At 31.4% G+C, this 23,368-nt stretch carries 22 protein-coding genes and 1 pseudogene; 5 read left to right on the top strand and 18 right to left on the bottom strand.

Annotation, left to right across the window (positions count from 1 at the left end; all coding sequences use genetic code 11):
• The first annotated feature begins 6 nt into the window (after nt 1-6).
• The 3 genes from EAG11_RS18095 (at nt 7) to dusB (ending at nt 4,108) form a co-directional block, all read left to right on the top strand.
• The gene (locus EAG11_RS18095) at nt 7-1,677 is read left to right on the top strand and encodes a C45 family peptidase (protein ID WP_129540407.1); all 1,671 of its coding nucleotides are present in this window, start codon (nt 7-9) and stop codon (nt 1,675-1,677) included.
• Nucleotides 1,674-2,966, top strand: a complete 1,293-nt coding sequence (locus EAG11_RS18090; RefSeq protein ID WP_129540406.1) for an AMP-binding protein — start codon at nt 1,674-1,676, stop codon at nt 2,964-2,966. Before EAG11_RS18095 ends, EAG11_RS18090 begins: the two co-directional genes overlap by 4 nt.
• A 149-nt stretch (nt 2,967-3,115) precedes the next feature.
• Nucleotides 3,116-4,108 (top strand): tRNA dihydrouridine synthase DusB, encoded by a 993-nt coding sequence (gene dusB / locus EAG11_RS18085; RefSeq protein ID WP_129540405.1) that lies wholly within the window; start codon nt 3,116-3,118, stop codon nt 4,106-4,108.
• Nucleotides 4,109-4,208: 100 nt separating this feature from the next.
• On the opposite strand, the pseudogene EAG11_RS18080 reads toward dusB, so the two are convergent.
• The 6 genes and pseudogenes from EAG11_RS18080 to rbfA form a co-directional block, all read right to left on the bottom strand.
• A pseudogene (locus tag EAG11_RS18080) lies at nt 4,209-5,048 on the bottom strand (IS3 family transposase); the annotation flags it as partial.
• Nucleotides 5,042-5,572, bottom strand: coding sequence for a helix-turn-helix domain-containing protein (locus EAG11_RS18075; RefSeq protein ID WP_129538344.1), 531 nt, complete (start codon nt 5,570-5,572; stop codon nt 5,042-5,044). The pseudogene EAG11_RS18080 and the gene EAG11_RS18075, both read right to left, overlap by 7 nt.
• A 77-nt stretch (nt 5,573-5,649) precedes the next feature.
• Entirely contained in the window at nt 5,650-6,255 is a 606-nt protein-coding gene (locus EAG11_RS18070) for an N-acetylmuramoyl-L-alanine amidase (RefSeq protein WP_129540404.1), read from the bottom strand.
• A gap of 70 nt (nt 6,256-6,325) precedes the next feature.
• Nucleotides 6,326-7,753, bottom strand: coding sequence for an MATE family efflux transporter (locus EAG11_RS18065; RefSeq protein WP_129540403.1), 1,428 nt, complete (start codon nt 7,751-7,753; stop codon nt 6,326-6,328).
• A 177-nt stretch (nt 7,754-7,930) separates the two neighbouring features.
• A complete protein-coding gene (locus EAG11_RS18060; RefSeq protein ID WP_129540402.1) occupies nt 7,931-9,130 on the bottom strand; it encodes an FtsX-like permease family protein in 1,200 nt (399 codons plus the stop codon).
• Between the two features lies 1 nt (nt 9,131).
• A complete protein-coding gene (gene rbfA, locus EAG11_RS18055; RefSeq protein WP_129540401.1) occupies nt 9,132-9,524 on the bottom strand; it encodes a 30S ribosome-binding factor RbfA in 393 nt (130 codons plus the stop codon).
• Between the two features lie 229 nt (nt 9,525-9,753).
• On the opposite strand from rbfA, the gene EAG11_RS18050 reads away from it, so the two are divergent.
• Entirely contained in the window at nt 9,754-10,173 is a 420-nt protein-coding gene (locus EAG11_RS18050) for a CBS domain-containing protein (protein WP_129540400.1), read from the top strand.
• Nucleotides 10,174-10,381: 208 nt separating this feature from the next.
• Here the strand turns inward: EAG11_RS18050 and EAG11_RS18045 are convergent, their stop codons facing one another.
• From EAG11_RS18045 to EAG11_RS18000, 12 genes are all read right to left on the bottom strand, one after another.
• A complete protein-coding gene (locus tag EAG11_RS18045) occupies nt 10,382-11,629 on the bottom strand; it encodes a murein hydrolase activator EnvC (protein ID WP_129540399.1) in 1,248 nt (415 codons plus the stop codon).
• Nucleotides 11,630-11,652: 23 nt separating this feature from the next.
• On the bottom strand, nt 11,653-12,432 hold the full coding sequence (locus EAG11_RS18040; protein ID WP_129540398.1) for a DUF4292 domain-containing protein: 780 nt from the start codon (nt 12,430-12,432) through the stop codon (nt 11,653-11,655).
• Nucleotides 12,433-12,438: 6 nt separating this feature from the next.
• The gene (locus tag EAG11_RS18035) at nt 12,439-13,788 is read right to left on the bottom strand and encodes a lipopolysaccharide assembly protein LapB (RefSeq protein ID WP_129540397.1); all 1,350 of its coding nucleotides are present in this window, start codon (nt 13,786-13,788) and stop codon (nt 12,439-12,441) included.
• A gap of 49 nt (nt 13,789-13,837) precedes the next feature.
• Nucleotides 13,838-14,854: a sugar phosphate nucleotidyltransferase gene (locus tag EAG11_RS18030; protein ID WP_129540396.1), complete on the bottom strand. Its 1,017-nt coding sequence runs from the start codon at nt 14,852-14,854 to the stop codon at nt 13,838-13,840.
• A gap of 53 nt (nt 14,855-14,907) precedes the next feature.
• A complete protein-coding gene (locus tag EAG11_RS18025) occupies nt 14,908-15,270 on the bottom strand; it encodes a four helix bundle protein (RefSeq protein ID WP_129540395.1) in 363 nt (120 codons plus the stop codon).
• A gap of 89 nt (nt 15,271-15,359) precedes the next feature.
• Entirely contained in the window at nt 15,360-15,794 is a 435-nt protein-coding gene (dut, locus tag EAG11_RS18020; RefSeq protein WP_129540394.1) for a dUTP diphosphatase, read from the bottom strand.
• A 38-nt stretch (nt 15,795-15,832) separates the two neighbouring features.
• A complete protein-coding gene (locus EAG11_RS18015; RefSeq protein ID WP_129540393.1) occupies nt 15,833-17,293 on the bottom strand; it encodes a lipopolysaccharide biosynthesis protein in 1,461 nt (486 codons plus the stop codon).
• 99 nt (nt 17,294-17,392) lie between these two features.
• Nucleotides 17,393-17,836 (bottom strand): GNAT family N-acetyltransferase, encoded by a 444-nt coding sequence (locus EAG11_RS18010; RefSeq protein ID WP_129540392.1) that lies wholly within the window; start codon nt 17,834-17,836, stop codon nt 17,393-17,395.
• 64 nt (nt 17,837-17,900) lie between these two features.
• Nucleotides 17,901-18,017 carry a hypothetical protein gene (locus EAG11_RS22940; protein WP_371414648.1) on the bottom strand — a complete coding sequence of 39 codons (117 nt, stop codon included), beginning with the start codon at nt 18,015-18,017 and terminating at the stop codon, nt 17,901-17,903.
• 263 nt (nt 18,018-18,280) lie between these two features.
• Nucleotides 18,281-19,873 (bottom strand): S8 family serine peptidase, encoded by a 1,593-nt coding sequence (locus EAG11_RS18005; protein WP_164998732.1) that lies wholly within the window; start codon nt 19,871-19,873, stop codon nt 18,281-18,283.
• A gap of 165 nt (nt 19,874-20,038) precedes the next feature.
• A complete protein-coding gene (locus tag EAG11_RS21850; RefSeq protein ID WP_164998731.1) occupies nt 20,039-20,197 on the bottom strand; it encodes a hypothetical protein in 159 nt (52 codons plus the stop codon).
• Between the two features lie 145 nt (nt 20,198-20,342).
• Nucleotides 20,343-22,064 (bottom strand): helix-turn-helix domain-containing protein, encoded by a 1,722-nt coding sequence (locus tag EAG11_RS18000; RefSeq protein WP_129540390.1) that lies wholly within the window; start codon nt 22,062-22,064, stop codon nt 20,343-20,345.
• A gap of 482 nt (nt 22,065-22,546) precedes the next feature.
• Between EAG11_RS18000 and EAG11_RS22465 the strand changes: the two genes are divergently transcribed.
• Entirely contained in the window at nt 22,547-22,696 is a 150-nt protein-coding gene (locus tag EAG11_RS22465; protein ID WP_242499196.1) for a hypothetical protein, read from the top strand.
• Nucleotides 22,697-23,368: the final 672 nt, after the last annotated feature.

Raw genomic sequence — 23,368 nt, 5'->3', positions numbered from 1 at the left:
TTGATTATGAAAAAACGAATTCTGGTTGTCTTACTAATCGGTTTTTTGTTGGTGTGCCTATCATGTGGTACTTCAAAATCAATGCATCATCAGCCCAAAATTTCAGATTATGATACTATTTTACCTATTGTAAAAAAACAATCCGATTCAGTATTTTCATCAGGAAACAATTTCTTCTTAAAAAACAAACAAGGTCTTTGGGAGCTCTATGTAGAAGGAGATGCTTATCAAATTGGCCTTAATTCAGGAGCATTAACCGACTCTCTCTTAAAAAAACAGGAACGTATATTTTTCTCTAAAATTAAAGATATAGTCCCATCAAAGTTTAAACAAAATATACTTCGAAACTTTTTAAAATGGTACAACAGGAAGTTATATCTCAATGTTCCCGAAGAATATCAAACCGAAATTTATGGTGTTTCTCAATATACATCTCATGATTACGATGCAATCGCATCACAATATTTACGCAATTTGTATTTACATGCAGCACATGATATCGGACATGCACTACAAGATTTGGCATTGGTAGGCTGTTCTTCATTTGCAGCATGGGGAGAAAAATCAGAAGATGGCAATTTAATCCTTGGGCGCAATTTTGATTTTTATGTAAATGATGCTTTCGCGAAAGACAAAATAGTAGCTTTTATAAAACCAAAAACGGGCCATCCATTTATGATGGTAACCTGGCCAGGAATGATTGGAGCTGTTTCAGGAATGAATCAGGAAGGATTAACAGTAACCATAAACGCTGGAAAATCTAAAATTCCGCTGATTGCAAAAACTCCAATTTCTATTCTCACTCGCCAAATTCTGCAATATGCAACCAATATCGATCAAGCTATTGCTATTGCAAAAAAAACAACCGTTTTTGTTTCAGAATCAATAATGGTGGGAAGCGCCAATGACAATAAAGCCGTTTTAATAGAAGTATCTCCAAACAAATTTGGAGTGTATGAGGTCCCAAATAACAATCAGCTTATTTGTTCAAATCATTTCCAAAGTGAAGCTTTAAAAGATGACAACCGAAATAAAAAACAAATTCTCAACAGTCATTCAAAATATAGATATGATAGAATGCTTGAACTTTTTGAAGAAACTCCAAAAATAAACCCTGAAAAAGCATCTGAAATACTTAGAAATAAAGAAGGTTTAGAGAATATAAAATTGGGCTATGGTAACGAAAAATCTCTAAATCAATTAATGGCTCATCACGGTATAATTTTTAAACCCGAAGAAAAATTAGTTTGGATATCTGCCAATCCTTATCAACTGGGCGAATTCGTTTGTTATGACTTGAATAAAATATTTAAAAATCGTGAACAAACCGATACAATTGTATCTTTGTCTGAAAGTAAATTAAATATTTCTAAAGATCCTTTTTTGTCAACAACCGAATTTAAAAATTATCAAAAATTCAGAATTGAGGACCATGAAATAGATGTTTATCTAAAAAATAAGTCCACAATTTCTACTGAATTTATTCAGGAATATCAATCCTTAAACCCTGATTACTGGATAGTTTATTATAAAGTGGGATTGTATTTTTATCAGAAAAAAGAATATGCTTTGGCACAAAAGCACTTTCAAAAAGCACTAACAAAAGAAATTACAACACTTCCTGAGAAACAGAAAGTCGAAAAATATATTAAAAAAATCAAAAGCAAGTTAAGATGATCCCAGAAATAGAAAAAGGTTCTTTAGAAGAAATTAAAATTTTTCAAGAGAAAAAATTAACTGAACTTTTGACTTACATCAGTCAGAAATCTCCTTTTTATAAAGACCTTTTCGAAAAGAAAAAAATTGATATTTCTGCTATTAAAACTCTAGAAGATCTTCAGCTTTTACCAGTTACCACTAAAGAAGACCTTCAAAACAATAATGATGATTTTCTGTGTGTTCCAGTTTCTAAAATCATCGATTTCGCAACTACTTCAGGGACTTTAGGTGATCCTGTAACGTTTGGTTTAACCGATGCCGATTTAGACAGATTGGCTTATAATGAGGCTATTTCTTTTGATTGTGCAGGAATTAAAGAAGGCGATATTGTACAGCTCATGACCACAATTGACCGTAAATTCATGGCCGGATTAGCTTACTTTTTGGGATTGCGAAAATTAAAAGTGGGTGTAATTCGTGTTGGGGCAGGAATCCCCGAATTACAATGGGACTCCATCTTAAAATACAATCCGTCTTATTTAATAACCGTTCCTTCATTTTTGTTAAAACTAATCGAATATGCCGAAAATCATAATATCGATTATAATAATTCGAGCATAAAAGGTGCAATCTGTATTGGTGAATCATTAAGAAATCAGGATTTTTCGATGAATATTTTATCTAAAAAAATCACTGACAAATGGAACATCAAATTGTTCTCGACTTATGCTTCAACCGAAATGAGCACTGCTTTTACCGAATGTGAGCATGGAAATGGAGGACATCATCATCCCGAATTAATTATTGTAGAAGTTCTAGATGAAAACAACAATCGAGTAAAGAATGGCGAAGTTGGTGAACTTACCTTTACCACTTTAGGAATCGAAGCCATGCCTTTATTACGTTTTAAAACTGGGGATATCGTTCAATTACACGACACTCCTTGCGCTTGTGGAAGAAACACGTTGCGTGTAGGTCCAGTTATCGGGCGCAAAAAGCAAATGATAAAATACAAAGGAACAACCCTTTATCCACCTGCAATGAATGATGTTTTAAGTGATTTTGATGCTATCGAAAATCACATCATTGAGATATCCACCAATGATTTAGGTACTGACGAAATCCTAATTAAGATTGCTGTAAAAAATCAATCGGATGAATTATTACATGCAATCAAAGATCACTTTAGAGCCAAATTAAGAGTAACTCCAAAAATAGAATATACTTCTAGAGAAATATTAAATTCATTGGTTTTTAATCCATTGAGTCGTAAACCAATTCGTTTTTTTGACAACAGAGATTCTTAAGAAAGGTTTAAAGAAGGTGCAAAGGTTCAGAGGGACAAAGGTTTACATATGGAAGTCAAAAAACTGTGAACCTTTGTATCTGTGAACCTTTGAACCTCAATTTGGTACAAATTGAACTAAATGTTGTAATTTTGCAAAAAATATTGAAGATGGTCAAGATTGGCAACATAGAATTACCTGAATTTCCTTTACTACTCGCTCCTATGGAAGATGTGAGTGATCCACCGTTCCGTAGATTGTGTAAAGCACATGGAGCAGATTTAATGTATTCGGAATTTATTTCTTCGGAAGGATTAATTCGTGACGCAATTAAAAGCAGAATGAAGTTGGATATTTTTGATTACGAACGTCCTGTTGGAATTCAGATTTTTGGTGGAGACGAAGAAGCGATGGCAATGTCATCAAAAATTGTTACTACCGTAAATCCTGATTTAATCGATATCAACTTTGGTTGTCCTGTAAAAAAAGTAGTTTGTAAAGGTGCAGGTGCAGGAGTTCTAAAAGACGTTGATTTAATGGTACGTTTAACCAAAGCAGTCATTGATAGTACTAATTTACCTGTTACTGTAAAAACCCGCTTAGGTTGGGATGATAACTCAATAAACATCGATGAAGTAGCAGAACGTCTACAGGATATTGGCGTACAAGCGTTAACGATTCATGCAAGAACCCGTGCTCAAATGTACAAAGGCCATTCAGACTGGTCACATATTGCCCGTGTAAAAAACAACCCAAGAATTACGATGCCTATCTTCGGAAATGGCGATATCGATAGTCCAGAAAAAGCATTGAAATTTAAAAATGAATACGGTATCGACGGTATTATGATTGGTCGTGCTGCAATTGGATATCCTTGGATTTTTAACGAAATAAAGCACTTTTTCGAAACGGGTGAGCATTTACCCGCACCAACTGTTGGTGATCGCGTAGAAGCCGCAAGAAACCATCTTACGTGGTCGATGGAATGGAAAGGAGAACGCTTAGGAATTGTAGAAATGCGTCGTCATTATACCAATTACTTTAAAGGAATACACTCTTTTAAAGAATACAAACAAAAACTAGTTACAATTGATGATCCTCAAGAACTGTTTAATGTAATGAACGAAATCCAGGATGTATATTCTGGATATGAATTTGTTTAAACTATAGATTAATCTTTGACAAAGATGTTTTTCTTTTCAATATATTATAAAAAAAGACCGTCAATATAGACTGCACCCAAAAGTTTAGACAAATTTATAATTAATTTTGATAATGATGAGCTCGATATTGTATCGGGCTCATTCCTTTTAAATTCAGTTTGATTCTTTCATTATTGTAATATTTTATATATTCTATAATTTCCTTTTTTAGATGATTTATGTCTTTAAATTTCATAATATAAAATAGTTCTGATTTTAATATGCCAAAGAAATTTTCTATAACTGCATTGTCTAAGCAGTTTCCTTTTCTTGACATACTCTGCACTAATCCTTTCTCCTTCAAAAGCTGATGATATCGCTTCATTTGATACTGCCAGCCTTGATCGGAGTGTAATATTAAATTAGTATCATTTGATATTCTTCGAAAAGACTTTTTAAGCATATTGGTGATTTGATTAAAATTTGGTCTTTCAGATAAATCATAACTTATTATTTCCCCATTGAAAAGATCAATTATAGGTGATAAGTACAATTTATTACCTGAGATATTAAACTCAGTTACATCGGTAGCCCATTTTTGATTGGGTTTATCAGCCTTAAAATTGCGCTGCAATATATTAGGAGCTATCTTTCCTTGTTCTCCTTTATATGATCTGTACTTCTTGATTCTGATTAAACTTTTTAATCCTAAAATTTTCATCAATCGCAACACTGTCTTGTGATTAATTAAAATTCCTTTTTGCTTGATTAATAAAGTAATACGCCTGTAACCTAATCTACCCTTATGATGATTGTAAATCTGTTTAATCAAATCTTTAACATCTTTGTATTTATCAATTACTTGACTTCTTTTTTCATAGTAATAATAAGTACTTCTAACCATGTTCGTACAATTTAGCAAGAGGTCTAAATCATATTTATGCCTTAGTTCCATTATGGTTTGAGCCTTTTGTTTTGATTGGCTTGTTCGGCTTGAACTAAGGCGTTGAACTTTTTTAAAATTTCGTTCTCAGCTCGTAAATACTCCAGTTCCTTTAAAAGTTCTTCTTCCCTAGTTAAGGGTTTGTCTGTTTTTCTCTGTTTTCTCTTAAAATTCATAGATCTGGGTCTTCCTTTAGGTTTAGATGATAATCCCTCTAAACCAAAGTTAGCAAAATCTCTTTTCCATCTGATAATAATTGAGTCTGAGGGAATGTTAAATTTTAAACGAGCTTCCCTTAGTGATAATAAATCCTTATCTATTGATAGTAATACTTTTTGTTTAAAATCAATGGAATAGACACGATTCTTCCGTGGTAACAATCCGATTGTTCCATATGCTCTGTAAAAGCTAACCCATCTACGAATATTTGACTCACTAATACTCTTTTCATTAGATACCGCTTCACTGGAGTATCCTTTCTCGATAACTAACCTTACACATTCAAGTTTGAATGCGTAATCATACTTGACTTTTCTTTCCATAAAAATGCCCCCAAATAGTGTCTAACTTTTTGGGGGCAGTCTAATAGACGGTCTTTTTTATGCTGTATGATTATTGTTTATTTTACTGACTCTAAAATTTTAGTTGCAATTTCATTTTGTCCATTCTCACTAATAAGGTACTCTCTATCATTGTTATTCGATAAAAATCCCATTTCTAATACTAATGCTGGGCAATTGGTATTTTTCAAAATATAAAAAGGTGCTTCTCCTATGCTTCTTTTTAAAAGGTTTTCTCCTGAAATCTCATTAACTATCTTCTCAGCAGTTTCTTTCGATTTTTTATAAAAATCTTTCTTTGATGCAATATAGGCTTCAACTCCATTTGTATCGGCATTTTTTGAAGCATTAACATGTAATGAAATTACCAAATCAGGATTATGATTATTTATTATTGAAACTCTTTCGCTCAATTCCATAAAATGATCTCCATCACGAAGCAATACAATTTCTAGATTACTATCTTTATTAAATTCTTTGATTTTCTTAGCAATCGCTTCAGAAATGTTTTTTTCCTGAAAACCGTGCATGTTTACTCCAAAATCATGACCACCGTGACCAGCGTCAATTACAATTACTTTTTTCTCTTCAAATGGCTTAAATGCAAAAAGACAAAATAATACTATTGCACTAAGAATTCCAGAAATTTTGATGTTGGTTTTCATACTAATTTAGTTTTGATTTGATTAGTCTATTCCAACGAGAATATTTAAGAAATATTGTACAAATTATATTTTACACCTGAATACGTTTCCATTTTCCTTTTTTGTACAATACTATGCTTGCCAAAGTGATAGCCGTTTCTGCAACTGGAATAGCAATAAATACACCTGTTGGTCCCATTTTAAAATGCTTCGCTAATACATATGCTAATGGAATCTGTAACAACCAGAATCCAACAAAATTAACCAATGTAGGCGTCCAGGTATCTCCAGCCCCATTAAAAGTATTTATTAATACCATTCCGATTCCGTAGAAAATATATCCAGAACTCATAATCTGTAAAGCTTCAACAGCTATATTTTGTATTAGAATATCATAGGTGAAAAATGAAACTATATATTTTGCAAAAAAGAACGTTATAAGCATTATTGTTGCCATAAAAATAACATTGTATTTTGCAGTCGTTAAAACAGATTTTTCGGCACGTTCAATTTGTTTGGCACCTAAATTTTGACCAACCAAAGTTGCTGCGGCATTACTTAATCCCCATGCTGGGAGAATGAAAAACATCATGATACGCAATGCAGTTTGATACCCTGCAGAACCGTGGTCTCCTCCTGTTGTAGCAACTAATTGTGCAAGAAAAATCCAACTACATGATGCAATAACAAATTGCAGTACTCCTGGTGCAGCAATTTTAACCAAAGCTTTAATTTGCTTAAAGTCAGGAATAAAATAAGATGAAATAATCTTTAAAACGCCTTTTCCGTTAAATAAGTGGTACAATTGATACAACACACCAATACTTCTTCCTGAAGTTGTTGCTATTGCTGCACCTACCAACCCAAAAGCTGGGATTGGGCCAAATCCATTAATCAAAATAGGACACAAAATGATATTACAAATATTAGCAATCCAAAGGCTTTTCATAGCTATAGCAGCATTTCCTGCCCCACGGAAAATACCGTTGATAAGAAACAAAAGCATCACACATAAACTTCCGCCTATCATAATTTGAGTAAATCTATAACCGTATTCGGCAGCTTCTACAGAAGCCCCCATAAGTAACAAGATCTCTTTGGCATAAATAAAACCAAAAACACTAATTACACTATTGATTGCAAAAGCAATAATAATGGCTTGCATTCCTGCTTTTGCAGCGGCAACTGGGTCTTTCTCCCCTATACGGCGAGCAACAACTGCTGTTGCGGCCATACTTATACCGATTGCTATAGAGTAAACAATAGTAATAACCGACTCTGTTAGTCCAACTGCCTGAATAGCAAAACTGCTATGCTCCAAGTGGCCAACAAAATATAAATCGACTAATGCAAAAACCGATTCCATAAGCATTTCCAATACCATTGGAATAGCTAGAAGGATAACTGCTTTTTTTATACTGCCGGATGTATAATCAAAAGATTCATCTCCTTTGATTGCTTGTTTTATTGTTGAAAAAATTCGTGAGAATACACTTTTCTGTATTGTTGTTTCTGTCATGATAATTAAGGATAAATGATAAAATTGTCCAAAACCATATGCTGGCTGGACTTAAAAAAATTGAAGACATCCTAATTATTCGAAAATAAAAATAGGACTAGGCAGAAACTATCATAGCGTAGTGTTTTTTTGAGATGATAAATATAAGAAGAATTATTATTTAATTTAGAATAAAATCTAATCCAGTAATTTTGCACTAACGCGTGTACTTGCTATTAATGAAGCTATAAATCCAAGTGAAAAAATAGTTCCTAAAACAATAAATACGTTTTCAAGGGTAAAAACAACTGGAAAAGCTAGTGTTGAAGTAATCATTATAAGCTCATACTGCTGTTGTAACAAAACTAAAATAACACCCAGCACAAGACCTATTAAACCTCCAAAGACACTAAGTAAAGTTCCTTGTAACAAGAATATTTTTCGTAAATCTTTAATTTCTGTTCCAAGATTAAATAGCGTTTTCAAGTTGCTTTTTTTATCCAAAATCATCATAATTAATGCTCCAATCAAATTAAAAAGGGCTACAATAATTACCAGTGTAAATATTAAATAAACTGCAATGTTTTCGGTATTAAGCATTTTATACAAAGACGCATTAAGTTGTGCTCTGTTTTTTGTGGTAACTTTATTATTGAAAATTATTTGTAATTGTGAATCAATTTTTGATTCGTCTGCATTTGGTTTTAACTTAAATTCGATTCCTGAAATCTGATTGGGGTTATACTCCAATAGCTCCTGAACCAAACCTATATCAGCAAAAACATATTTAGAATCCAAATCTTCGCTTATCGAATATATGCCTACTGGCAATACATCCGTTTTACTAAATGCTTCTTCTGGGTTTTCTATAGTTCCTTTTCCTGGTTTTGGTGCAAATACCTGCAATGGATTCTCGAAATCTAATATTCCCATTGAAAAGTTCTTCGAAATCCCATAACCAACAACAACCTGATACGTATCCGGTTTTAACCATTGTCCATTAAAGAGTTTTTTTCTAATATCATTTACAACAGGATAATTACGATCAACTCCTTTTAAATAAGTTACCTGTTGTTTTCCATTAAAAATAAACAAAACCCGTTCTTCGATTATTTTAGTATACGAAGCAATCCCATCGATTTTTTTAATTTGACTATCCTGATCTGGAGTAACCATAAATGATTTTCCATAAGTGCTTTCAATTTTTAAATCAGGATCTATTTCATTTGTGAAAGAAAGACTGAATACTTTTAATCCGCTAAAAACGGATAAAACCACAAACAAAGCCATTGTACCAACAATTATTCCAAGGCTGGCAATACGATTTATGATATTGATAGCATTGTTTTTACTCTTGCTAAAAATATACCTTTTGGCTATGTAAAGGGGAAAGTTCAAGCTATGATTTTCTTCTTTTTTCTAAAAGATCACGATTTTCTATTGGGTTATCTCTATTGGCTAAAGCATTATCTATTTTCTCAATATAGTCTAATGAGTCATCTATAAAAAACACTAAATTGGGTACTTTACGTAATTGCAAACGTACTCGTTGTGATAGATCATGTTTAATCAAAGTCGAATTTGACTTAATTGCTTCCAATGTTTCTTTGGCTTTCTCCTGAGGAAAAATACTTAAATATACTGTTGCCACAGATAAATCTGTAGTTACGCTAACTTTGGATACTGAAATTATCAAATTATTAATTCCATTTTTTCTCACTTCACCTTGCAAAATATCAACCAAATCCTTTTGGATGACACCGCCTATTTTTTTCTGTCTATTTGTTTCCATAATGCAAAAATACTATTTTAAATTTCAATCGATACATTTTCAAATGAACAATACGGTCATTTTTATATTCTTATTTCCTTTAGCACAAATTTCGGTACTCTTTTTTAATAAAAATCCAAAATTGAGATAATTATTCCCTCATTTCTTCTTTTTATAAAGGTGACAAAAATCATGTTTTTTATCAGAAATATTCTACATCTTTAATAAAGAAATAACAACACAATTTATTATGAAAAAGAGAGAACCAATCAGTCATATAATGACTAAAACAGTAGTAACTGCAAATGAAAATGACGGATTAAGAGAAGTAGTCGAAAAACTTAGAAAAAACACTATTAGACACATTCCTATCGTTCGAGGTAAGGAGGTCATTGGTATTATAAGCCGAACGGATGTAAACCGATTAACTTTTGGTGCTTTATTTGAAGGGCAGGAAGGAGCTGATGAAGCCATCCTGGATATGCTTTCGATTTCTCAAGTAATGACAGCAAAACCCATGACAGTATCATCGGATACAATTATAAGAGACTTAGCTGAAATTTTTGTAAAAGAAGAATTTCACGCCTTACCTGTAGTTGACAATGGTGAACTCAAAGGTATCGTTACAACAACCGATGTTGTGAGATATTTTTTAGAACAATACGATTAAATCAAATACAAGCATAATACAAAAAGGAAACACGAATTTCACAAATTGACACGAATTAGTTTGCGGAATTAACTTCACACACTAAATTAGTCTTTACGATTTGTATCAATTCGTATAATTACTTCGTCAGGTATCTTTGCTCATGTCGTGGCAAAAAGTAGTTACTGACACAATTTTACAAAAAACGGGACATAAGTCCCGTTTTCTATTACATATTATACAACCAGCTCTGCGGATTGTTATACGTTGTGTTTTGAAGTATTAGGAACTTAATAGTAGTTTTTCCTGTTTCCCCACTAGTTCTAATTTTACCAATATTTTGTTTAATGCTTACTTTATCTCCTTTACTCACAGATACCGAACTTAAGTTTTGGTATACTGTAAAATAATCTCCATGCTGAATCATTACTGCTTTGTTTATTGGCGATAATACCATTACACTAGATACAACTCCTTCAAAAACAGCTCTTGCATTAGAACCCGACTCAGTTGTGATTTCGACACCACTATTATGAATTACCAATGTATTATAAATAGGATGTGGTTGATCTCCATAACCCAATGATACAAATCCTTTTTCTACAGGCCAAGGTAATTTCCCTCGATTGGCTTTAAAATCAGCCGCAAGTATTTTTGCTTCAGCTGTTAATGCGATTTTTGTGTCTGATACTACAGCAACCGATTTTGTTCCTGTTGCTTTTTCTTTTTCGGCGGCAGCTTTACGGTTAGCCGCAGCAATAGCTTCACGAATTAAACGATCAATTTGTCTGTCGATTCTTTTCGATTCTTGCTGTTTACTTTTCGTGTCAGCAATAATTTTGTTCTTATCTTTTTTAAGCGAATTCACCAGCTTTTGCTGTTCTTTCTTTTCTTGCTCTAAAGTTATTTTTTCTTTTTCGTTTTCAGCAATAATCTTTTTCTTGACCTGTCTTTGCCCATCAAGTTTTGCATTATAATCTGCTAATTGAAGTGATTTTGATTTAATTTCTTCTCCTTGATTTTTTCTGAAATTTGTATATTGTTTCATATACTGTGCACGCTTATAAGCTTGCAGAAAGTTTTCTGAAGACAATAAAAACATTGCTCTACTTTGCTCTGAACGGCTTTTATATGACTTAAGAATCATCTTGGCATAATCTTCTTTTAATACCTCTAACTCTTTCTTAAGTTTATTAATTTTTGTTTGATTAATATACATATCATTACTCAAAAGCTTGGTTTGCTTTTCGGTAGTATTGATTAGCTTTTCTTTAAGTTTAATTTTATTAGACTGAACGATAAAAACATTCACTGCAGATTTTTCTTTCTTCTTTACTGATTGTAACATTTTCTCGTTGTCTCTAATTTCTTGTTGAATCTGAGCTTTACGTTGTTCCAGTTTTTCTTGTTGCGAATCTTGTGCCCACATCAATGAAGTGGTGCAAATAAAAATTAGGCTTAGGAGAAATTTTGGCATCTTTAAAATATATTTTTGCAAACTTACTTAATTATAATTTTTTTATATCCATTTGGAACACTATAAGGAAAAGAAAGTTCCTCATTAAAAGTAATCGTATTGTAATTTAAATTGATTTCTGTCTTCCCTTTTGGCTGGATTGCTTCTATAGCAATAGATCTAGGAAGCGTCCCTTGATCAAAAGTTTTATTATCTCCATATGCAATTTGCATCATGATATTCTTTGACGTTTGCGAAATTTGTTCTTTCTCTAACAAAAACGTATCGGCTTCAAAGAAAAATGATTTTTTGATATCTGTCTCCTTCGCTTCATCTAATCGATATACTCTATCAATCAACGTTTCAATATATTTACCTTTCTTCAAGTCATCGATTGCAGCACCTAATAAAAGGTTTTGAACTTTATTAAAATCTAAATCTGTTCCTAACCATTTACTTAAACTACTAAAGTCTCCTTCATAATAAGAGCTTCCTATTTTTTCATAATAGCTCACTGAATTTGGCGTAATTAAAGCTTTAGCCATTGTAATACCCAGAAAACGAATACTTACCAAAATCTGTTCGTCTTTCTTAATTTTTATCTCGGCTGTAACATTCTGACTTTGTTTATCATCTGAATATTTGGCACTGGCTTTAATATATAAAGTCGAAAACTGTAATTTATTATTGTAATGTCCGTCGATAATTTTATTCGCAGAAATAAGATTTACCTCTTCTTTATTGTTATTCCCTTGCACTGCACCTGATTTCGATTTACACGAAACGATAAAAACGAGTAACAAGATCATTAAATATTTCTTCATCAGAATTTACTTTTTTTGTCTTAATAATTGATTTGCCTTCGCAAAATACGCTTCTTTTTTCTTCATATCCCCTAAACCATTATAAGCTTCTCCTAACTGAATGTTAAAATTTGCTTCTAAAGTTAGATCATCTACAACATAATCAAGTCCCATTTCTAAAACGTCTTTTGCCTTTTTAAATTGTTGCAATTGATTATTAGCCAGACCTGAATAAAAATAAAATTGTGGCTGCGTTGGGAATGTCTCTATCATTACCACCGAACGTTTAGCCATTGGTTCGTATTGTTTCGTTTCGGTATAAGCCTGAAGCAAAAGTAAATTAGTTTCGATATCTACTTGCGAAGCTGAATTTACTGACAACTCGTAATATTTAACTGCCTGATCAAATTGATTTTTACTGTGATAAAACTTTCCTATTTCCTTTGCGACATCTACATTTGCATCATCCTTAAAATAAACAATTGCCTTATCCAAATCTGGTGCAAATTGCGGATTCTTGCCTACGAAAATCAAAAACTCATTTAAGATTCGGTGTTTTATTTTAGAATCTATTTTAGAATTTGCTAAAACGACATTCATTGCCTGAATTGCTTTTTCCGGTTGATTTTGATCTAAATAGCTTTTAAAAGAACTTACTTGCGCCCACTCTGATGTTGGAACCGCTTTTTCTAATTGTTGCGTAATCTGTAGCACTTTGTCAGCATCATTATTCTTTGCATACAATGTAATCAAAGCAATATAATTAGACTCTTCTTTTGGATTTTTATTAATCTGATCAACAAGATTTTCTATTTCAACATTTTGATATTTTCCTTGTGACAAAATCTGTGCCTTATATAATTCTCTTTCATTCGATTTTCCAAACTTATCGTTCATTTCATTAATTAACGAAAGTGCTTTGTCAAATTGATTTGTAATCATATACAATGAAATCAAATCATCTTTATACTCCTCATCAAACGGAATAATTTTCTGAATGGTTTCTATTGCCAAAGGATAATTCTTGGTTTGATAACAAACATCGTAAATACCCAACCAAAACCATTTATTATTTGGATTTAACTGCGTTGCTTTTTCAAACGAACTTTGAGCATTTCTATAATCTTTTAAAGACAGATAGTTTTTTCCTAATTCAAAATAAACTGTTGCATCATTAGGTTGAAGCTTCTCACATTTTTGTAAAGCAATAATTGCTTTATCATAATTTTCGATGCCTTTTTGTAATAACGATTCATAAAAAGAGTCCTGAAATTCATTGGTAGCCATAGCAATATCTTCTGGTTCTGTTTGAGCCATTATCGAAGCCTGATTTCCAACCAATGCCATGAATACAATTATTAAAACTCTTTTTTTCATTTTTATTATTGCTGTTTTAAGTAAAAACGAATCCTCTTAAACTTCTTGCTTATTCTAAAACCGAATAATCACCAATGCTAATACTTGTAAACTTACCGTCATAACTAACGTGGTTTCCTATCATCGCGTTATCTAAATCAGCATTTTTTATTTGAGTATAGGTTTGCACCAAACTATTTTTAATCGTGCTATCAGTAACATGACATCCTTTTCCTAAAGATACATTTGGGCCTACGGTTGCATTTTTCAAGACTACATTTTCACCAATATAACATGGTGGAATAATTGTAGCATTTTCCAATTTCACATCATAATCAACTAAATGTTCACCGTCATTGTGCAAAAATCCTAACATTCTAGAGTTGGTTTCAACAGTAACATCTTTATTACCACAATCCATCCATTCATCTACGCTACCGGTTTTAAAAACTTTCCCGTTGGCCATCATAGCTTTAATACCATCATTAATTTGATATTCTCCACCATTCTGAATGTTATTGTCTAAAACTGTTTGTAGCTCATTTTTAAGAATCTCTATTTCCTTAAAATAGTATATTCCAATAACCGCCAAATCACTTACAAACTCTTTTGGTTTTTCGACCAATTCTGTAATTTCATTATTAGCATTTAACTTAACTACTCCAAATGCTTCTGGCTGCTCCACTTGTTTTACCCAAATTACTGCATCAGCATCCGGATCTAACTCAAAATCAGCTCTAATTAAAGTATCTGCATAAGCAATTACTGCTGGTCCTGATAAAGATTCTTTGGCACACATAATTGCATGTCCGGTACCCAATGGCAAATCCTGACGATATATAGATGCTTTAGCGCCCAAACTTTGTGCTAACTCTTGCAAGCTTAATACAACATCTTCACCAAAAAAAGCTTCATCTCCTAATATAAATGCCACCTCTTCAATAGGTTCTTTAAGTATTTTTGCAATATCCTCCACCAAACGATGCACGATTGATTTCCCTGCAACTGGAATTAATGGTTTAGGAATAGTTAAAGTATGTGGTCTTAATCTAGACCCGCGACCCGCCATTGGAACGATTATTTTCATATTCTATAATTTCAAAATTGAATATTCCTAGTTGAATATTCAAAATTATTATTTTACTTATTTTTATTTCTTGATGTTTCCAAACTTTTTACAAATATTGAAATTAGCTCATCATTTTCTTTTATTGCAACGTTTAAATCTAATTCTTCTTTTGAATATAACTCCGCTCTTAAAATGATTTTTAAACAAGAATGTGTCTCCCGAAGTTCTTTTAACACAATAGACATCTTATGAATAAAATCATTTCTAGATTCAGCACTCTGAGCTTCACTATAATTTAATGATGGTGAAGTTCCTGAACGTACAATTTGACCTGACAGATGATTTCCTGCCTTTGTTGCTTTTAGATTATCTGTTATTTTTATAATTTGAACTGCAAAATCAATTAACCTTTCATGTAAATCAAATTTTTTCACAACTTGTAAATTTTAAAGTTGAAATTAAAAAATTTTGAATTTTCAACTTGGAATTTTGAATTTTGAACTCTAAAAACTGCAACTGATAACTACTTCACTCCGGTACTACCAAAACCACCTTCTCCTCTTGAGGTTTCAGAAAGTTCGTTAACTTCAACCCATTCGGCTCTTTCATGCTTAGCAATAATTAACTGTGCAATTCTTTCTCCATTTTCAATCACAAAAGCTTCATTGGATAAATTTACTAAAATTACTCCGATTTCACCTCTATAATCAGCATCTACAGTTCCTGGAGAATTTAATACCGTTACCCCTTTTTTTGCTGCCAATCCGCTTCTAGGTCGTACTTGTGCTTCATAACCAATAGGTAATTCAATAAAAAGTCCTGTTTTAACTATTGTTCTTTCTAATGGGTTTAATGTTATTGATTCAGATAAATTAGCACGTAAATCCATCCCTGCCGAAGCTATTGTTTCGTAGTTAGGTAAAGCGTGTTGTGATTTGTTGATAATATTAATCGTCATTTTTATATTTTTAAATCTAATTGTAAATCTTGAAATTATTATTTTTTACTAAGTATTCCCTTTATCGTATCTTTTTCGTTATGATAAACGAAATAAATAAACAGAAGGAGTAAAGGAATCCCTATAAAGTAATTTTCTCTGAATCCATAAAATGAAATAACAGAGAATACAATCGAAATCCCTAAATAGGATCCAATTTTTTTCATGTCGTAAGGTATTGGATAATACTTATTTCCTAAAACATATGAAATAAGCATCATGCTTCCGTAAGCTGAAATTGTTGCAATTGCCGATCCGTAGTAACTGTATTTTGGAATCAATAGATAGTTTAACACTAAAGTCAATATTGCTCCAACTATCGATATGTAAGCACCGATTTTTGTTTTGTCAGTTAACTTGTACCAAACTGACAAGTTATTGTAAATACCTAAGAAAAAGTTGGCCAGAATAATCAAGGGAACCACTTTCATAGCCTCCCAATAGGTTTTATTATCTAATAGAAGTAATTTTAAAATATCTGCAAAAACAATCACCCCTAGCAAAATCAAAGATCCTAGAATCACAAAATACTTTGTGATTACGGCATACGTTTGAGGCGCATTTTCATTTTTGGCATGACTAAAGAAGAATGGCTCAATTCCTAGTCTAAATGCTGTTGCAAATAACACCATGAACAATCCCAATTTGTAACAGGCTGAATAAGCTCCAACCTCTGACTTTGCAATATTTTCTGGCAATAAATACCCCAATAAGATTTTGTCGAAATGCTCATTAACCGCGAAAGCAAGCCCTGCCACCAAAATTGGCAAACCATACTTCATCATTTTTTTCCATAGTACTGGGTCGAATTTTCGTCCAAGCGAAAGATAATTTGGAGATAATACTATAAAAGTAGCTAAACTCGCAAGCAAGTTTGCAATGAAAATATAAGCGATTTGGAAATTTTCAACATATAAATTATCCCAAACTGAGTTAGGGTGTTCTGCTGCAAGCGTAGGTAAGTACATCAAAAAGAAGATATTAAGAACAAGATTTACTACTACATTTCCAATTTTTATTGCTGCATAAACCATTGGGCGCTGATTGGCTCGAAGTTTAGAAAATGGTACTAAAACCAATGCATCCAAAACTAATATCCAAACAGAATAGGTAACAAACTGTACATCGACTTCTGCAAGAGTTGCAAGTGTATTTCTAAAAATTAATGCTGCAAAAAGAAAAATAATAGATGACCAAAAAATAGAAATCGTAGAAGTAGCAATTACGTTTTTCTTATCTGGTTCAGAATTATAAAATCTAAAAAAGGCTGTTTCCATTCCGTAAGAAAGAACTACATTAAAGAAAACCATCCACGACAACACAATAGAAACTTCTCCGTATTCGGCAGTTGGCAAAATGCCCGTGTATAGTCGTACTAATAAAAAACTAAGCATTCGTGGCAGTACAGTTGCAAGCCCGTAAATAGCTGTCTGTTTAAAAAGATTTTTATATAATCCCAAAATAATTGTAGTGATAAAATTTATAAAACAAAAATAACCAATTCTTTTGTTTAATATCGTTTTTGTTGATTCATTAAGAAAATGTTATGCTCTTTTATATTAAGTCAACTTATTTTCATCTAGGATTTTCACAAAATGAAACCCCTTTGGTCCATATCCTTGATTATAATAAAAACGATGTGCTGCAAAATTAGAAGTAAAAGCATCTAAAACAATATTAGAACACCCTAAATCGAGTGCTTTTTTCTCAACATAATCTGTCAATAATTTCCCGATCCCTTTTGAACGATGTTCCGGATGCACAACAAAATTATCAATCTCAAGATATTTTCCCGACCACAATTTTGTAGATGACCAGCAACCTGTGATTCCTAAACAAGTATCATTTTCAAAAACAGCAATTTGAGTGTAATTATGAGGAACCATCTCCGAAAGATATTGTTCGTATTTATCCAAACCTAAATTAGGATATAAATACTGCATGGTCTCAATTTGAGCAACCATTTCGGCAATTGTAGTAAGTTCTTTGATTATAAATTGCATAGTACTATAAAAATAGAAGCCAAAATTAATCAAAAAAACCGATTAATACTTAGGAGTACTGTAATCAAAATTCAATTGGAGCTGATTGTCGATAAGCTATTGTTTTATAATACCGATATAAATGATCGTAAATTAGTAGTTCATACATCCTTTGTTTTGATGAATATTGCCTGTTTACCATCATATGTATGTGACTCATTAAAAAACTGGATAAAGAAATCGATAACACTACTATTCACAAAAGAAACTATATTAATTGCTTCATTTTTAAAAGCTCAATCACTATCAAAAATTTAACTAGAATATTGTCCGAATTGGAATCAAAAGGAGAAAAAATACACTCTTGTATTTTTTTCTCTATTATAAAGTCATAATTACTCCGAAATTGATTTTTTGTTTTTGATGTTGATTTTTTAAAATAAACATTCTGGTATTTCATAAACACTATAATTTCTTTTTACTCACTTTTTCTGCTAGTTGCATGGCATCAAAAACATTTAATACTTTACCTGATTTAGATAATTCCGAAAAAAGAGCTTTTTTATCTTTCGTTCCTGGAACAATAACCTCAAGATTATAAGCCGTTCCTGAATCTAAAATAATTTGCTTCACTTCCTGAACTGTGAGTTTTGGATAATACAACCAAATAAGTGCTGCAGTTCCAGAAACCATTGGCGCCGCTAGTGAAGTTCCTGAATCGAAAACATATTTATTTCCAGGTGATGTAGAATAAATTTCGTCTCCCGGTGCAAACAAATCGACATTTTGTTTTCCAAAATTAGAAAAATCAGACACAAATGTACTATCCAAATTATGAGTAACAGATCCTACGTTAATGAAATTTACACTGATCTCTTTATAATCTTCAAAATCATTATCACTCGGATAAAACGGGTTTTTATCCACGTCAAGCCCTTCATTCGCTGCACAATGAACTAAAAGCACATTATGCTCTTCAGCATATTTAAACGCTTCTGTAACCCATTCTTTATGTAATGAAAATTCTTTAGCAAAAGACATATTAATAACTTTTGCACCGTTATCGACTGCATAACGTATAGCCATCGTAATATCTTTATCATGTTCATCTCCTTTTGGTAAAATATTCAAGGGCATAATTTTTACATCTTGTACGATTCCTTTTATCCCAATATCATTTTGTCTATTGGCTGCAATAACTCCAGCCACCTTAGTACAATGATTCTTAATAGGTCTATGTCCTTCTTTATTATTACTCACATTGTTATTACCATACCCTTTTTCTAAAACATTTGGGTTATCCCCTATCAAAAGACGCTCATTGTATTCAATATTTAATTTTTTATTCACAATCGAATCCAACTGTGTCTGCATATCTCGCACTTCTTCAAAGGTTTTTTCATTAACCTCCAAATTAACCATCATATAAGATATTAAAGCCCCTAAATCTTTATCATTATCATCACGTCTTTGTTTGTATCTTTTGTCGTTTATTTTATATTTTTTGTACAAACTATCTAGTTGTTTGTATGAATAATCCTCTTTAGGGAAAAAAAATTTTAAAGTATCTTTTACCAATGGATAAATAGCAACATTATGATTCAATGATTTAAACCAGTTTTTATAATACTTGTTCTTATCTTCCAACTCCTTTAACGCTCTATGGTATTCTTTGTACTTGTACAAATCCTGAGCATCAATTTGTGAGTCGGTTTTACCTGCAAACAATGGCCCCCAATCTCTTACAATACGAACATATTCATAGTTACTCCATACTACATAACCTCCATTTTTGGTTCCCGTATAGCTCCATCCATTAATATCGTCTATATAACCGTTATCATCATCATCAATCCCATTGTTTGGAATTTCTTTCTCGTTTGTCCAGAATTGCCCTTGCAAATCTTCATGATTTATATCAATTTGAGTATCTATTACTGCAACAATAATGTTTTTACTTTTGGGCTTTTTTTTATTTAAACGATACCATTTGTCCAATGAAATTCCTGGTATCGAATCTTCTTGATAATCTTTTTGGTACCAAGTCTGTAACTCCAATGGGCTAAGTTCTTTTTTGAAAATTAATTTTGTTACTGGAGTATTCGTTTCTTTTATCGTTTTACAACTTATTAAAAAGAAAAAAAAAGAATTACATTAAATGATTTCATGTTTTTTATAATATTTTCAATATACATATATTTGAATTTTACACTAAACCTATATTTAGGCGCAATTGTTACCCGACCCGCCTTTATTTGTATTAGTAACTTCAGCTGGCTCATCTTTTGGAACAGGTATTCCCCCACCTTTAATTAAATGTATGTTTTCAAATTTTGCAATTTCAAATTTATTAGCTTCTTTTTTTTCTTTTTTCGTTTTCATATCTATAAATTTTAATTTATTATTATACTTACAAATATAGTATACCTCCTTCTCAGACTCCCTAAATAACATATAATGCTTATCGGAATTCCTGAATGTCGAGTTATTCTATTCGTTTAAGAATCTAAACATAAGATACTTAGTGTTATATCACTGTGTCTAATTCTTTAATAAAATAAGTTGGTTTGATTCCTGTTTTTTTATAAAAAGCAGCTGAAAATGATTCTGCATTATTAAAACCAAATTCCAGAGCAAGTGCCTGAATGGTGTATTTTCTTAACATTTTATTTTCTTGCAATTGTACAACTGTATATTCAATTCTTAAATCGTTTATATATTGAGTAACTGTTTTTCCTTTATATACATTCACTATTTTAGAAACATACTTGCTATTCGTCTCAAATGTCGTAGATAACATTTGTACTGTAATATTCGATTCTAAGTATCCCTTCTTGTTTTCGAATTCATCAAGCTTTTCTAAAATCTGATTTACCAATTCTTCAGCTATACCAATAGGTTCAATTTTAGTCGTAGCAATTTTATTTTCTTTTTCCTTATTTACCTCAATTTCCTTATCTCCTATTATGGATGTTTCCTCTATTATTTTTTCAAATCGCGAACGATATTTCTTTTTAAGTTGATACTGATAGACTCCAAAACCTCCTACCCCTATTGTTGTTAAAAATAAAACCCCCAACACCCAATAGGTTACTCTTTTATCAGTATTTAAAGAAGCAATAAGTTTTTCTTTATCAGAAATTAAACGTGGGATATCGTATTCTTTATGTACCAACTTATTTAATTCTTTATAATTTTTCTGTAAAGTACTGTCTATGGTCATATAGGCAGTTATGTACTTTAATTGATTTTCTTTATCTCCTAAGTTTTTATAATAGGTAATCAAATACGGGTACCCATCTATAAATTCGGTACTTATTTCTTTTGTTACTTTATAAATAGAGTCTACTTTGATAAAATTTTCAGCAGCAATTTCTTTTTTACCCAAACCATCAAAGGCTTTCCCTAAAAAATAATAAGCCGCTAATACATTGCCAACATTATTATATTCAATCATCTTGGGTAACGCTTTATTAATACTATCTAATCCTATTTTATAATTCTTTCCTTCTATTTGGTTTGCTCCCTCATTTAAAACAAATAAAAATTGATATTCTTCATTTTTGGTTATTTGAGACTCTCTAAACCCCAATTTATTATAAAAAGTAGTTGAATCCCTATTTTGCAACGATTTATAGCAATCTGCTAACCCGAAAATAACACTTTGATAATCCCTAGAAAGCTTCGGATTTCTTAAATCTTTACTTTTATAATACCGATAGCATTCTTTATAAATATCTAATGCTCCATTATAATCACCTAAGTCTTCGGATTTAGTTATTCCAATATATTCCCGCACCACATAATAGTAATCAATATTTGTTTTAAGCGCAATCTTCTCTGCCATATTGTAATTAGCCATAGCTTCTTTAAACTTAAATTGCTTTTTAAGAAAATCCGCTTTTTCGCAATAAGCCGCAGCAGGAAAAAATTTATGACCCGTATTTTGAGAATATTTAATTACACTATCCAGATATGTGATCGCTTTATTGATGTCGGTTTTATAATATAAAAGTGCAAATTGATAATTGGCTTTAGCCTTTCTTATAGCAATATTTTCCCTATTAGCCTTCGCCAAATAAGCTTGAGCGTATTCTAGTTGCTTCGTCTGATCTTTCTCATTATCAAAATAAAGATCATGCAACTCATCATAAGAAAGTTTTGTATAGTCCTTTTTTTGAGTTTGTCCCAAGCAAATTATTGGCAATAAAAGCAATAAAACCGTTCTGTTTTTAATAAAGCATATCATTACTATTTAGTTTTCTTACAAAGAAACAATAAACTTGTACGATTTAGCCAATAAAAACTAAATTTAACGCATATGACACAACATGCTCATTACCAATTATTTAAACTATTTTTTAATCTAAAATTCCCGAAAACAGTATCGGGATTCCCGAATCCCGATAACGACTATTTGTTTTCAATACGTTGTTTGTCATAGTTTTGACAAAAGAAAACGAGATTGTTTTTTAGTTAAGACGTTACCTGAAATCCACTCTTTTTCAAAAATTACAATTTGGCCAATTGTGAGGGAATAATACAGCTGTTATGTAACCCTATAAAAAACAGAGCACAGGGTATTGATAAAACTAATTTCTAATCCTTAAAAAAACAAAGCAAATGGAATTTACAGCTGCTGGAATAAAGAATGTAAAAAAAGTCACACTAAATTTCTCGAGAAATTATTTGTCACAAACAAAAAATGTTTAACTTTAAAAACAACAAATCATGAATTTAGAAAATTTGAATTTAGTTGAGCTTAATGCTCAGGAAGTACAAGAAGTTGAAGGTGGCTTCTTTGGGCCATGGTGGGTTGGAGCTGGGAGAATTAACATTATGAGTATGTATGATTTCGGAGGTTCATCAACCTATGCATAATACTAATTAACTTAACAGCTACAAATTTAATAAAATAAATTTGTAGCTGTTTTATCACATCTATAATTATGAGTTTATACATAATATTATTGTTTTTATTATTTGATGTTTTTGTTTTGATATTTTTGGCAACAAAATATCAAAAAAAGATATGGGATTTTTGTGGCATTTTAAAAGCTTGGAAAAAAGAGTTTGGAGGATAAGCACTGTTTAATTATTTCTATTTAAAGGGTGATATTAAAATTATTGAAGCTGGAAATAATCAAACTAATAATATCTGACATAGTGCAGGAAAGGCAGTTGGAGCTTTTTTCGCTGCATACGGAATTTATGCATTTTTAGTTGCTTTATAATTTAAATTTTGAACAACTCTTTTTTAAATAATCCGGAAATTAATTTAGAGAATAACAATTCCTTTGTTTTTAAAATAAAGGAATTGTTTATAATCTATCTGAAAATGATGCTTTTAATTTTCCTTATCGCATTTTTAATAAATTTTATAGATTTAATTATTTTTCAAAAATCTAAATTTTCCTTCTTTAAAGAAATTAAAAAACTACAAGAGATAAATTTCAATAAATTACCTGTCTTCTTTATTCTTTTTTCAGAACCTTTTATGGAAGAAATAATCTTTAGATTACCACTAAAATTAAAAAAGAGGAATATTGTTTT

The sequence above is a fragment of the Flavobacterium sp. 140616W15 genome (assembly GCF_003668995.1).
Lineage (GTDB): Bacteria > Bacteroidota > Bacteroidia > Flavobacteriales > Flavobacteriaceae > Flavobacterium.
The sequence above is the reverse complement of the archived record's forward strand: the minus strand, read 5'-3'. Positions and strand labels throughout refer to the sequence as shown.